11 protein-coding genes are annotated in these 12,626 nt (G+C 66.0%); 7 read left to right on the forward strand and 4 right to left on the reverse strand.

Features of this window, described 5'->3' with window-relative positions; translation table 11 throughout:
* The first annotated feature begins 31 nt into the window (after positions 1–31).
* Positions 32–1,627, forward strand: coding sequence for an acyl-CoA carboxylase subunit beta (locus tag B0G38_RS02780; protein ID WP_264668031.1), 1,596 nt, complete (start codon positions 32–34; stop codon positions 1,625–1,627).
* Entirely contained in the window at positions 1,624–1,968 is a 345-nt protein-coding gene (locus B0G38_RS02785; RefSeq protein WP_264668032.1) for an acyl-CoA carboxylase subunit epsilon, read from the forward strand. The genes B0G38_RS02780 and B0G38_RS02785 overlap by 4 nt, the downstream gene beginning before the upstream one ends.
* Before the next feature lie 67 nt (positions 1,969–2,035).
* Here the strand turns inward: B0G38_RS02785 and B0G38_RS02790 are convergent, their stop codons facing one another.
* The gene (locus tag B0G38_RS02790; protein WP_264668033.1) at positions 2,036–2,896 is read right to left on the reverse strand and encodes an SDR family oxidoreductase; all 861 of its coding nucleotides are present in this window, start codon (positions 2,894–2,896) and stop codon (positions 2,036–2,038) included.
* Between the two features lie 87 nt (positions 2,897–2,983).
* Here B0G38_RS02790 and B0G38_RS02795 point away from each other — a divergent pair, with 87 nt between their 5' ends.
* The gene (locus B0G38_RS02795; protein ID WP_264668034.1) at positions 2,984–3,451 is read left to right on the forward strand and encodes a MarR family winged helix-turn-helix transcriptional regulator; all 468 of its coding nucleotides are present in this window, start codon (positions 2,984–2,986) and stop codon (positions 3,449–3,451) included.
* 25 nt (positions 3,452–3,476) lie between these two features.
* A complete protein-coding gene (locus B0G38_RS02800) occupies positions 3,477–4,388 on the forward strand; it encodes an SDR family oxidoreductase (RefSeq protein WP_264668035.1) in 912 nt (303 codons plus the stop codon).
* An 83-nt stretch (positions 4,389–4,471) separates the two neighbouring features.
* Here the strand turns inward: B0G38_RS02800 and B0G38_RS02805 are convergent, their stop codons facing one another.
* Positions 4,472–5,731, reverse strand: a complete 1,260-nt coding sequence (locus tag B0G38_RS02805; protein WP_264668036.1) for a serpin family protein — start codon at positions 5,729–5,731, stop codon at positions 4,472–4,474.
* Positions 5,732–5,908: 177 nt separating this feature from the next.
* Here B0G38_RS02805 and B0G38_RS02810 point away from each other — a divergent pair, with 177 nt between their 5' ends.
* From B0G38_RS02810 to B0G38_RS02820, 3 genes are all read left to right on the forward strand, one after another.
* Entirely contained in the window at positions 5,909–7,642 is a 1,734-nt protein-coding gene (locus B0G38_RS02810) for a DUF885 domain-containing protein (RefSeq protein ID WP_264668037.1), read from the forward strand.
* Positions 7,643–8,008: 366 nt separating this feature from the next.
* On the forward strand, positions 8,009–9,463 hold the full coding sequence (locus tag B0G38_RS02815) for a dicarboxylate/amino acid:cation symporter (protein WP_264668038.1): 1,455 nt from the start codon (positions 8,009–8,011) through the stop codon (positions 9,461–9,463).
* Between the two features lie 346 nt (positions 9,464–9,809).
* The gene (locus B0G38_RS02820; RefSeq protein WP_264668039.1) at positions 9,810–10,475 is read left to right on the forward strand and encodes a Maf family protein; all 666 of its coding nucleotides are present in this window, start codon (positions 9,810–9,812) and stop codon (positions 10,473–10,475) included.
* A 51-nt stretch (positions 10,476–10,526) separates the two neighbouring features.
* On the opposite strand, the gene B0G38_RS02825 is transcribed toward B0G38_RS02820, so the two are convergent.
* Together B0G38_RS02825 and B0G38_RS02830 are read right to left on the reverse strand one after the other, a co-directional pair.
* Positions 10,527–11,228, reverse strand: a complete 702-nt coding sequence (locus B0G38_RS02825; RefSeq protein WP_264668040.1) for a hypothetical protein — start codon at positions 11,226–11,228, stop codon at positions 10,527–10,529.
* Complete coding sequence (locus tag B0G38_RS02830; RefSeq protein ID WP_264668041.1) at positions 11,225–12,358, reverse strand: serine/threonine-protein kinase; 1,134 nt, start codon at positions 12,356–12,358, stop codon at positions 11,225–11,227. The genes B0G38_RS02825 and B0G38_RS02830 overlap by 4 nt, the downstream gene beginning before the upstream one ends.
* Between the last annotated feature and the right edge of the window lie 268 nt (positions 12,359–12,626).

Consider the following 12,626-nt stretch of genomic DNA (forward strand, 5'->3'; position numbering starts at 1 on the left):
CAACGCCAAGCGCGCAGAATCCGGAGATTTCATGAGCCTCGAAACAGATCTTGATCTGTCGACCACTGCCGGCAAGATCGCGGAATTCCGCCGCCGGCAGGCCCAGGCCATGCAGCCCTCCGGCGCCGAAGCCATCGAGAAGCAGCATGCCCGTGGCAAGCACACCGCCCGCGAGCGCATCGAACTGCTGGTGGACGAGGGCTCCTTTGTGGAGTTCGACGCCTTGGCCACGCACCGCTCCACCGCCTTCGGCATGGAGAAGAAGAAGCCGCTCGGGGACGGCGTGGTCAGCGGATACGGCACGGTGGATGGCCGGCTGGTGGCGCTCTACAGCCAGGACTTCACCGTCTACGGCGGTTCGCTGAGCCAGGTCAACGGCGAAAAGATCGTCAAGGTCCAGGAGTTCGCGCTACGCAACGGCTGCCCGGTCATCGGAATTAACGACGGCGGCGGCGCCCGCATCCAGGAAGGCGTCGCCTCGCTGGCCATGTTCGCGGACATCTTCCGCAACAACGTGGCCGCTTCCGGCGTCGTTCCCCAGATCTCGCTCATCATGGGCCCGTGTGCGGGCGGCGCCGCCTACTCCCCCGCGCTGACGGACTTCGTGGTCATGGTGGACAAGACCTCGCACATGTTCATCACCGGCCCCGACGTGATCAAGACGGTCACCGGCGAGGAAGTGGACATGGAGACCCTCGGCGGCGCACGGCAGCACAACTCCACCACCGGCACCGCCACCTACCTGGGCGCCGATGAAGCCGACGCCATCGAGTTCGTCCGGGAACTGCTGGACTTCCTGCCCTCGAACAACCTCACCGAAGCCCCGCTGCTGGACTTCGACGAGGTGCTCGAGACCACCGAGGCGGACCTTGAGCTGGACACGCTCATCCCGGACTCGGCCAACCAGCCGTACGACATGCGCACGGTCATCGAGCACGTCATGGACGACGGCCACTTCCTGGAGATGCAGTCCCTCTACGCGCCGAACGTCATCATCGGCTACGGCCGGGTGGAGGGGCACACGGTCGGCGTCGTCGCCAACCAGCCCATGCAGTTCGCCGGCACGCTGGACATCAATGCCTCGGAGAAGGCCGCCCGCTTTGTCCGGCACTGCGACGCGTTCAACATTCCCATCCTGACGCTGGTGGACGTCCCCGGCTTCCTGCCCGGCAAGGACCAGGAGTTCAACGGCATCATCCGCCGCGGCGCAAAGCTGCTCTACGCCTACGCCGAAGCCACCGTCCCCAAGCTGACCGTCATCACCCGCAAGGCCTACGGCGGCGCCTACATCGTCATGGGCTCGAAGAAGCTCGGCGCGGACCTGAACATCGCCTGGCCCACCGCCCAGATCGGCGTCATGGGAGCCCAGGGCGCGGTCAACATTCTCTACCGCCGGGACCTGGCCGCCGTGCAGGCCGAGGGCGGCGACGTTGAAGCCCGCCGCCAGGAAATCGTCACCCAGTACGAGGAAGAACTGCTCAACCCGTACCAGGCCGCCGAGCTCGGCTACCTGGACGCGGTGGTGGCCCCGTCCGACACCCGGCTGCAGATTGTCCGCGGGCTCCGGGCGCTGCGCGACAAGCGCGCCACCATGCCGCACAAGAAACACGGAAACATCCCGCTGTGACCACCGCCCACGCCAGGACACCCATCCGCCCGACGGACGCAGCCGCCGGCCATACCCGCTGGTCCAGCCCCGACCAGGCCGCCACGCGCTGGTCCGGAAATGAGGAACGCATGCACGCAGAAGCCGAGGCCCAGGCCGGGCAGGCCCCGTTGTTCACTGTTGCCAAAGGAAATCCCAGCGCCGAGGAACTCGCGGCGCTGACCGCCGTCGTTCTTGCCCTGCAGTCCTCCTCTACCGAGGATGAGACCGGCAAATCGCGCCGCCGCGGCTCCCGCCGTCGTGAATTGCTGCGCCCGGTGGTTCAGCACGGCCCCGGCGCCTGGCGGCACACCTTTAGGTAAAAAGAAGACCGGCAGCCCCCAACGCGCTGCCGGTCTCCGGTATTTGTACGGGACTGGGTCCCGTGGATCAGGCGGTATGGGCCGCCCGCACCGCTTCAGCCAGCGGCGTGCTGGGACGGCCGATCAGCTTCGCCAGGTCTTCGCTTTCGGTGTCTAGGTCGCCTGCGGCGGTGTTGGCCTCGAGCGCACTGAGGAAGCCTGCCATACCCTCATCCAGGCCGGCGGCGAGCAGGCCCTGCTGGTACTCATCCAGCGTGACGTTGCGGTAGTCGATGCTCCGGCCGGTCACCTCGGAGATGGCGGAGGCGAGCTCGACCATGGTGAAGGGCGTGCCGCCGAGTTCGTAAACGGCGTTCTCGTGACCCTCGCCGGTCAGCACCACGGCCGCTGCCTCGGCAAAGTCCGCACGCGTGGCGGCGGCAATCCGGGCATCACCGGCGGCGCCGATGACCGCGCCGAACTGCAGGTACTGGCCCAGCTGTCCGGTGTAGTTCTCGGTGTACCAGCCGTTGCGCAACAGGGTAAACGGGATGCCGGATTCGCGGATCAGGGCTTCGGTGGCCTTATGCTCCGGAGCCAGGGCCAGGTCGCTGGTATCCGCCCGCAGCACGCTGGTGTAGGCAATCCGCTTCACGCCGGCGACCTTGGCAGCCTCCAGGACGTGGCCGTGCTGCCGGACGCGCTGGCCGACCTCGCTGCCGGAAATAAACATGAGCGTATCCACGCCTGCCAGTGCCGAAGCCAGGGTTTCGGGCTTGTCGTAGTCGCCCTCGCGGACCGTCACGCCGCGTTCCTGCAGCGCTGCGGCCTTCGCCGTATTGCGTACGACGGCGACAATTGCTGCCGCTTCGATCTCGCGTTCCAGCAGGGCATCGATCACGAGTGCACCCAGTTCGCCTGTTGCTCCCGTTACTGCGTACGTGGTCATGTTGCTCCTTGCGTTGATTACTTGCAACCGAAACTAATGTAGATGGAATCATTTGAAGCGTCAAGTGAATCCCGGTAGAGTTGTCCCATGACAGAGCCGCAGTGGTTGAACCCCGAGGAACGCAAAGCATGGCTGGCCGTTGCCTCGCTAATGTTCCGGCTTCCGGCCACGCTGGAGTCCCAGCTGCAGCGCGACGAGGATCTGACCGTCGCCGGCTACATGGTGCTGGCGATGCTTTCCGAGTCCGCCACCCGCGAATGCCGAATGAGCAAACTGGCGGAGCTGACCAATACCTCGCAGTCCCGCCTTTCCCGGATTGTTGCCCGGCTGGAAAAGGACGGCTATGTCACCCGGGCCATGGACGCCAACGACCGCCGCGTGGTGCTGGCCCGCATCACCGAATCCGGCATGGCCAAAATCGCTGCCGCCGCGCCTGGCCATGTAGCCGCGGTCCGGGCCGCCGTCTTTGACCGCCTCGACGAAGAGCAGGTCCGCCAGCTGGCCGCGATCAGCAGGACGCTGCTCGGCGACGATTTTCCGCACTTGCCGGAGTAACCTCCGCAGGACTAACGTCGGCCGCATGCAAGCATCGCTGGCAGGCAAAGTTGCGCTCGTCGCCGGAGGGACCAGAGGTGCCGGCCGTGGAATCGCCGTCCAGCTCGGCGCGGCCGGCGCCACCGTCTATGTCACCGGGCGGACCACCCGGGAACAGCCGTCGGAGATGAACCGGTCGGAGACCATCGAGGAGACCGCGCAACTGGTCGAGGAGGCCGGCGGCCACGGAATCGGGGTCAGGGTGGACCACCTCGTGCCGGATGAAGTGCGTAATCTGGTGGCCCGTATCGACGCCGAGCAGGGCGCCCTGCACATCCTCGTCAACGACATCTGGGGCGCCACCACCATGGAGTGGGACAAATCGGTGTGGGAGTCCACGCTGGATATTGGCCTGCACATGCTCCGGCTTGGCGTGGACACCCACGCCATCACCAGCCACTTCGCCCTGCCGCTCCTGATCCGGCAGCCGGGCGGGCTGGCTATCGAGGTGACCGACGGTACGGACGAGTACAACGCGGCGAACTACCGGGCCTCGTTCTTCTACGATCTGGCCAAGGCCGCGGCGAACCGGATGGCGTTCCTGCTGGCACACGATCTGGAGCCTTACGGCGCCACGGCGCTCTCGCTGACCCCGGGCTGGCTGCGGTCCGAGGCAATGCTGGACGAATTCGGCGTGACCGAGGCGAACTGGCGCGATGCCACCGAGCGCATTCCGCACTTCGCCATCTCGGAGACCCCGGCCTACGTGGGCCGGGCCGTCGCGGCGCTGGCCCAGGATCCCGAGGTCTCCCGCTGGAACGGCAAGTCACTCTCCAGCGGCGAGCTGGCCAAGGTCTACGGCTTCACCGACGTCGACGGCAGCCAACCCGACGCTTGGCGGTACATGCGCGAGGTCCAGGATCCGGACAAACCAGCCGACACCACCGGCTACCGCTGAGCCTCCGTCACGGTCCCGGCCTACGATGGCGGCTGGTCACGATTAACGACGGCGGACCGCCCACCTTCCGTCCGTCCCTCCGGTCAGCGCGGATCCATCACCGTGCCCAGGAAGAGCGGCAGCCCCGTTTCCGCGTGGATGATCTGGTAAAGGAACGGGCGGTTGAAGTCCAGTTCCACGTCCGGCTCCGGCGGAAGCGAGGTGGCCATCACATCCAGCTGCGTCACGGCAGCCGCCACCGTTCCCTTCTCTCCCACCGTGATGTTGGCCTGCTGGGTTGCCCCGGTGACGCGGGCTTCCGGCTGGATGGCTTCGAAGTCCGGCGTCTTGCCGAATGTCTCCGCCAGGCCCAGGCCGCGCAGCACCGGCATCAGATCCTGGGTGTACTCGTGCTCCCACTTCGGCAGCCCCAGCGACACCATGGCCGGCTCCGCAGAAGCCATCACGCGGTTCACCGCGGCCAGCCCGGCTTCATCCAGCGCAGGCGAACCGTCGTCCGGCAGCACCAGGCGCATCAGGAAGCCTTCGTTATAGGGAAGGTCCACGCCCTGCCAGTCCTCGCCGCGGGCATAGTCGGCGCGCAGCAGTTTCCCCATCAGTTCAGCCTGGACTACCTCCCCACCCAGCAGGATGAAGTCCTCCGTGCTGGTTGACGACGGCGAGAACGGATCCGCCCAGGCGGCCGCGAAGTACACCGTGTTCAGCAGGGTCAGTGTGTTGTCCTTGTCGTACTCGCCGGGCGCTTCCGTGATCCGGCCGCCGGTATGGTGGTCCACCCAGGCGTCCAGCTTGTCCTTGGTGGCCGGATCCGCATAGTCCACCGGATACACGCCCGAGCCGTAGTGCTCCGCCAGCCGGGCCAGGTACCCCTCGCCGGTGGGTGTGCCCGCATCGACGAACACCCCGTTGGCCAGGTGCAGCAGCGGGGTGGCCGGAGGCTCGTCCTCGTCCACGGAGCCGGGATCGCCGTCGTGCTCCTGCCATGCGTTGAGCAGTGCGTTCATCGCCTCGTCCCGGTCCTGGGCAGGCAGGCCAAGCACCGCATCCATTTCCGCCGCCGTGGTGGTGCCGGCGCCGGTGCGCAGCATGGCGAGCGCGTAGAGCAGGCTCGCCGGGCTGGTGACCTGGTTCGCCTCGGGCCTGCCGGCAAGCATGGCGGCGCCGAGTTTGAGCGTGGCATCCTGCAGCGACGCCACGGCCTCCGGATACTCCTGCAGAGCGACGGACTGCTGCTCCACTCCGTCCGCCGCCAGCAGTTCCGGCTCCGGCGCACCGCACCCGGCCAGCGTCACAACCGGCACCAGCCCGAGCGCGGCGAGCACCGCCGTCGTTCTTCTATGCACATCCCTGCACCGTCCTCTTGTCTTCCTGGCCGTGCTGCCCCGGCCGGCCCCGTGCTTTCAACCTACGTTCACCCATGGGCAAACAACAGCCCTGCGCCGAGCACAATCTCGTCACGGAAGTGCCCGGAAACCCACAGGCAGTGTCCATAGGCAACTGATGGCAGGTAGGCTCGGCCTGTGACTAACCAGACATCTGAACCCACCCTGGATAACACGGCCGTGCGGAGCCCCTCCGCGATCGATGCCGTGGCGGACTCCTTCACCGAGTCGCTGCTGGAGATGAATCCCTCGCTCGCCACGTCGCTGGGCATTCCCGGCCACGAGACCGAGTACGCGGACTATTCCCCCGCCGGCGCCGAGGCGCTGGCCGAGTGCACCCGCGAGACATTGCGGCGGCTGGAGGACCTGGAGCCCACAGACGATGTGGACCGTGTGACCCTGGATGCCATGCGCGAGCGGCTGGGGCTGGAACTGGAGATCCACGGGACCGGCCTGGACCTGGCGGACCTGAACAACATCGCCTCGCCCTCGCAGGACATCCGCGCCATTTTCGACCTGATGCCCACGGCCACTGTGGAGGACTGGAACAACATCGCCGGCCGGATGGGCAACGTTCCCGATGCCATCAGCGGCTACGCCAGCTCGCTCCGCGCGGCGAAGGAACGCGGGCAGGTGGCGGCCAAGCGTCAGATCCGCACCGTTATGGAGCAGGCCAGGGCGTACGCGGCAGAGGACGGCTTCTTCCATTCGCTGGCCGCTTCCGCCCGGATTAACGACGGCGGGCTGCCGGAGGACCTGCGCAAGCGCTTGGCTGCCGGCGCTGAGACGGCTTCGCACGCCTATGCCTCGCTGGCTGCGTTCCTCGAAAACGAGCTGCTGCCGGTTGCGCCGGAGAAGGACGCCGTCGGCCGGGAGCACTACTCGCTGATGTCCCGCCGCTTCCTCGGCGCCGCGATCGATCTGGAAGAGACCTACCAGTGGGGCGTGGAGGAACTGGACCGCATCATCGCCGAACAGGAAGCGGTGGCCGGGCAGATCAAACCGGGGGCTTCCATCGAAGAGGCCATGGCTGCGCTCGATGCGGACGAGTCCCGGCAGCTGCACGGCACGGACGCCCTGCAGGCCTGGATGCAGAAGCTCTCGGACCGCGCCGTGGCGGAACTGTCCGGCACGCACTTCGACATCTACGAACCGATGCGCCGGCTCGAATGCCGCATCGCGCCCACGCAGGAAGGCGGCATCTACTACACCGGGCCATCCGATGACTTCTCCCGCCCGGGCCGCATGTGGTGGTCCGTGCCGGAGGGCGAGGACACCTTCACCACGTGGAAGGAAACCACCACCGTCTACCACGAGGGCGTGCCCGGCCACCACCTCCAAATTGCGACGGCGACCTACCGCCGCGAGCTCCTGAATAACTGGCGCCGGAACATCTGCTGGGTGTCCGGCCACGGCGAAGGCTGGGCGCTGTACGCCGAGCGGCTGATGGAAGACCTGGGTTACCTGGCCGATCCCGGCGACAAGATGGGCATGCTGGATGCCCAGCGCATGCGCGCCGCCCGCGTGGTGTTCGACATCGGCGTGCACCTGGAACTTGAGATTCCTGCGCGCTGGGGTTCGGGGACATGGACGCCGGAGAAGGGCTACGAGTTCCTGAAGAAGAACATCGCCATCAGCGAGGGCCAGCTCAACTTCGAGTTCACCCGCTACCTGGGCTGGCCGGGGCAGGCGCCCTCCTACAAGTTGGGCCAGCGGCTCTGGGAGCAGATCCGCGACGAGCGCCGCCGCCGCGAGGGCGAGTCCTTCGACATCAAGCGGTTCCACAGCGAGGCCCTGAACCTGGGTTCGGTGGGGCTGGACACTCTGCGCCGCGCGCTGCTGGGCAACGCCGCTGCTCTGTCAGAGGCCTAGGGCTGCATCGAGTTACAGCGAGATCGTCCCTGCCGGGTGCGGGCGACCTGTGCGAGGGACGATCTCGACGCTAAGGAACGATCTCGCAGCTGAGCCAAGCCGCTCGCCGCGACGGAGGCCGCTGATGGGAAGCTTCTACAAGTAGGCAGACCGTTCACGCCCCCCGTCCGAGGCGTAGGGCCGAATCCAGTTGCAGCGGGAAGGTCCTGGCCGGCGATCTTCCTCACACGGGCGCCGGGAATAACTTCACACAACCCACGCATCGGCGGGCCGTCGCGCCAAAAGTGACGGCCCGCCGTCGTACGTCGGTGTAATATTTCGCAACGCTGCCTTTTACTTGGTATACGCGCCATCTATGGTCTTCGAGTGACTACTGCTACCAGCCCCGAAAAACAGGCCCGGAGACTGCCCTCGTGGGCCACCGCCTTCGGCCCGCAGATCATCGCCGCGCTGATCGCCGGCCTCATCCTTGGTCTCGTGGCCAAGGACATGGGCGACTCGGCCGCCGGCGAACCGAACTGGCTCACCGAGACCCTGACGACCATCGGCTCCAGCTATATCTCGCTGCTGAAGGCCGCCGTAGTGCCGCTGATCTTCACCGCCGTGGTCAGCTCCATCGCCAATCTTCGCGCGGTCTCCAATGCCGCCAAGCTGGCCTGGAACACGCTGCTCTGGTTCGCCATCACCGCGTTCATCGCCGTGGTGATCGGCATGGTGCTGGGCACGGTCATGCAGCCCGGCGCAAGCGCTGCCGGCGAAGTGCCCGGCGAGTACACCGGGCGCACCGGTGACTGGTGGGCGTTCCTGACTGGGCTGTTCCCGGGCAACTTCCTAGGGCTGGAAGCCAGCACCAAGGTGGCCGAATCCGGCGACATGACCACGAGCGTCAGCTTCAACGTGCTGCAGATCCTGGTCATCTCCATCGCCGTCGGCATCGCCGCCCTGAAGGTGGGCGCGCCCGCCGAGCCGTTCCTGAAGCTCAACGCCTCCGCACTGGCCGTGATCCAGAAGGTGCTGTGGTGGATCATCCGCGTGGCCCCGATCGGCACCGTTGGCCTGATCGGCAAGGCCGTTGCCACGTACGGCTGGGACACCATGGGTTCGCTGGCCATGTTCACACTGTCCATCTACGTGGGCCTGGCCCTGGTGGTCTTTGTGGTCTACCCGGTGCTGATCCGCAGCCACGGGCTGTCCGTGAAGCAGTGGTTCTCCGGCGCGTGGCCTGCCATCCAGCTGGCCTTCGTTTCGCGTTCCTCCATGGGCACCATGCCGCTGACCCAGCGGGTGACCGAGCGGAACCTCGGCGTGCCGCGGGCCTACGCGTCCTTCGCCGTGCCGCTGGGCTCGACGACCAAGATGGACGGCTGCGCCTCGATCTACCCGGCGATCGCCGCGATCTTCGTCGCCCAGTTCTTCGGTGTGCAGTTGGACTTCACACACTACCTGCTGATCGCTTTGGTGGCCGTGCTTGGCTCGGCCGCGACGGCCGGAACCACCGGCGCCACCGTCATGCTGACCCTGACGCTGTCCACGCTGGGGCTGCCGCTGGAAGGCATCGGCCTGCTGCTGGCCATCGACCCGATCCTGGACATGGGCCGCACCGCGGTCAACGTGGCCGGCCAGACCGTGGTCCCGACGATTGTCTCCAAGCGCCAGGGCATTCTGGATCTGGACCTCTACAACGCGAAGCGCACCGGCGATCCGTTTACCGACGACGCCGCTGTGGACGCGGACGGGGTTGACCGGATTGAAACCGGCGCTGGGTCTGCCGAGGTTCCCACCGGACGTCGTGAGGAAGACCTGGTCGACTCGAATCGCTGACCTGTTGCGCTAGGTACAGCAGTACGTACAAGAAAACGCTCGGCCGGGAAATGCCTCCGGCCGAGCGTTTTGCTGTTCAGGAACGGTGTATCCCCCAACGATCCACCGGTCCCGGAACGATGCAGCCCCCGACGGTGCACCGGCCCATTCCGCTGCCTTCGCCACTCTGTGGTGCAAGAAGGCAGCGGAAGAATCCCTGTGGAGATCATACGGTCCGGAGCGGCATGTTGATAAATCAACATTGGATATGTCGGTTTGTGCGCTGCTTGCCGGGCGGCGGCCGAAGCGGCGGCGTTCTTCGCCGGCTGATGCGGGCCTTGCGGACGCGGGCATTACGCTTAGGGACGTGACTGATTTGCACCTGATTCTCGCCTCCGCCTCCCCCGCCCGCACCAAACTCCTCACCGACGCCGGCATCGCCCACAGCATTCTCGTGTCCGATGTAGACGAGGACGCTGTGACAGCGCGCTACGGGCTGACGGATCCGCACGACACCGCCTTGCTGCTCGCGCGGGCCAAGGCTGAAGCCGTCGCAAGCCTCCCCGAGGCGGAGGGGGCGCTGGTTTTGGGCTGCGACTCCGTGTTCGAGCTCGACGGCGAACCACACGGCAAGCCGCACGAACCCGAGATTGCCCGAGAGCGCTGGCACCGGATGAGCGGCCGCCACGGCGTGCTGCACACCGGGCACTGGCTGGTCGACTGCAGGGACGTGCCCGCGGACTCGGATGAGGATGAAGAGAGGAACAACGACGCCGGGACCGGCGCCACCATCGGTGCAGTTGCCTCGGCCGGCGTCTACTTCGCCCAACTCAGCGATGCAGAGATCGACGCCTACATCGCCACCGGCGAGCCGCTCCAGGTAGCAGGTTCCTTCACTATCGACTCGCTGGGCGGAGCCTTCATCGAGCGCGTCGACGGAGACCCGCACGCCGTCGTCGGTCTTTCGGTTTCCACCCTGCGCCACCTGCTGGCAAGTGCCAACGTGCAGATTACGGACCTCTGGGGGCAATAACAGACGGCAGCCACCCGGGCGACGTGGCCCGCGTATCGGACCCCGCGGGAATCAGCTATCGTCCCTGCCGGAGTTGCCTTTGTCCTGGCCGGAACCAGGACCTGTCCCAGCTCCTCCCTTATGCCCGTCACCCTCGGATCCACCCGGGCCTGTCACATTGTCCCGGCCGGCGCCGTTGTCCTTCTTGCTGACGTTGTTGCCCTGGCCTGGAAGTTCTTTGTCCCGCTGACTGTTGCCATTTCCCTGGCCGCCGTCCGGCTCAGCCGGCACGGGCGAGGTCTCGGAAGGGTCCGGGGCAGAGACTGTGGAAGGGGGTGCGTGCACCGGGGCCGGCAGAAGAGGAATCGGCTGCCCCTGGATCGGTTCCGTTTTCCCAACACTGTTCGGCGTCTCCGGCGCAGCCGCTTCTGTTTCAGGATTCGGCGTTTCCGAAGGAGGCGATGCAGCAGCTAGTTCCGCGGCAAGGTCTGCGCCGAGTTGCTCGATGGCGGCTTCGATGCTCTGGTAGCGGGCGAAAGAGACGTCGCCGTCCCCGGCTGCCTGTCTCAATTCCTCTGTCAGGTCGCCCAGATCCTCGATCGCTTTCTCATAATCCCCGGCGGCCGCGGCGGTCCGGACCTCGGCCGCGTGGGTCTGCATTCTTTCGGCGGCTCCTGTATTCAGCTGTGGCGGCGCAGTGCAGGCGCTGCCGAGCAGCACGGCAGAAACTGCCGCAGCAGCTGCGAAACGGCGAACACCTTGTGGCTTCTTCATGGGACAAGGTTCCGTTCAAGGTTCCGCATGTGCTCTTCGAGCTCTCCGGTCAGGGCCGGCGATGGTGCCGGGACAGAGGTCTGAGCCTCTTGCGGACCGGACGCCAGCGAAGGTACAAGGACCGCAATACCAGCGAGCACGAGGACAGCAACGATGGTCCAGACGGCAAACTTGAGCGTGGGCAGCGACCGCAGAGGTCTTGCCACCGGGGAAGCCGGCATGGCTGCCGTACTGCTCTCCGGCCTCTCCGGCGACTCCAGGGCGGGCTCTGGCTCCCACACCCTGTTATCCAGGTCGGCCAGCAGGGCAGCTACTTCGGCGGCGTCGGGTCGGGCGGCAGGATCCATCGCAGTCATCTTCGAGAGAAGGCGAACCCATCCAGGGCCGATCCCCGCTGGGATAACCGGTCCGCGTTGCAGGCGGGCCACTGCCGATTCGACCGGACTGCCGGGGAATTCGACGTGACCGGTCAGGCACTCCAACAGGACCAGTCCCAGGGAGTAGATATCGCTGGATGTTCCGAGTGCCCCGCCGTGCGCCTGCTCCGGGCTCAGGTAGGTTGCGGTTCCGACCGTCTGCCCGGTGGCGGTCAGCCGTGTTCCTTCCAAGACGCGGGCAATGCCAAAATCCATGAGCTTGGCCATGGCTTCACCAGTATCTTCATCGAACGCGAGCATGATGTTCGCCGGCTTGAGGTCGCGGTGGATCACACCCCGGACGTGGACATAGTGAAGTGCAGCCGCCAGTTGGTGACCGGTCTTTGCTACATCCCTGGCCTCCAGCGGCCCCAACCGAAGCCGGTTTCGCAGGTCCTTGCCTTGCGCGAGCTCCATCACCACAAAGGAGCGGGTCCCATCGGAGGAGGTCTCCCTCCCTGCATCGTAAACAGTCACCAGGCCTGGGTGGTTGAATGTCGACAGCAGTTGTACCTCTGCCTCCTGACGCCGCAGCTCTCCTTCGTCGCTGACATCAGGGCGGAAAACCTTTACCGCGACGAATCGGCCCAGCACGTCGTCCACGGCCTTATAGACCGCCGCTGATCCGCCCCGCCCGATCAGTTCCTGAAGCTTGTAACGGCCTCCCAGGCTAACTGGCAGAACCTGCCCCAAATACACGTCCCCCACTGCCATCCTTTGCTCCCAAGGGCACCGCTTTGGCGCGCTTGATCCTCCCTACGGGTTACCGACAGGTATACAGGAGGCGAACGGCCGACGGTACCTAAAACGGCGAATCGGCCTCAATGGATTATCGTCACAGTGGGACCGCACCTCCCTGGCGGGCGGAGACACCCAAGACCAGCTCCCACCACCGCCCCTTTTGTAGAACACCTACAAAGAACCACGCCCATACACGCAGAAATGGCATGCTTCATGGGCGAAAACCGCAAAACCGCGCTAG

The organism is Crystallibacter permensis (assembly GCF_025960875.1).
GTDB lineage: Bacteria > Actinomycetota > Actinomycetes > Actinomycetales > Micrococcaceae > Crystallibacter > Crystallibacter permensis.

Coding starts and splice junctions, on each gene's coding strand:
- B0G38_RS02795 (WP_264668034.1), top strand. CDS start 2,984: ATGACAGAGCCGCAGTGGTTGAACCCCGAGGAACGCAAAGCATGGCTG.
- B0G38_RS02790 (WP_264668033.1), bottom strand. CDS start 2,896: ATGACCACGTACGCAGTAACGGGAGCAACAGGCGAACTGGGTGCACTC.
- B0G38_RS02825 (WP_264668040.1), bottom strand. CDS start 11,228: ATGAAGAAGCCACAAGGTGTTCGCCGTTTCGCAGCTGCTGCGGCAGTT.
- B0G38_RS02780 (WP_264668031.1), top strand. CDS start 32: ATGAGCCTCGAAACAGATCTTGATCTGTCGACCACTGCCGGCAAGATC.
- B0G38_RS02800 (WP_264668035.1), top strand. CDS start 3,477: ATGCAAGCATCGCTGGCAGGCAAAGTTGCGCTCGTCGCCGGAGGGACC.
- B0G38_RS02830 (WP_264668041.1), bottom strand. CDS start 12,358: ATGGCAGTGGGGGACGTGTATTTGGGGCAGGTTCTGCCAGTTAGCCTG.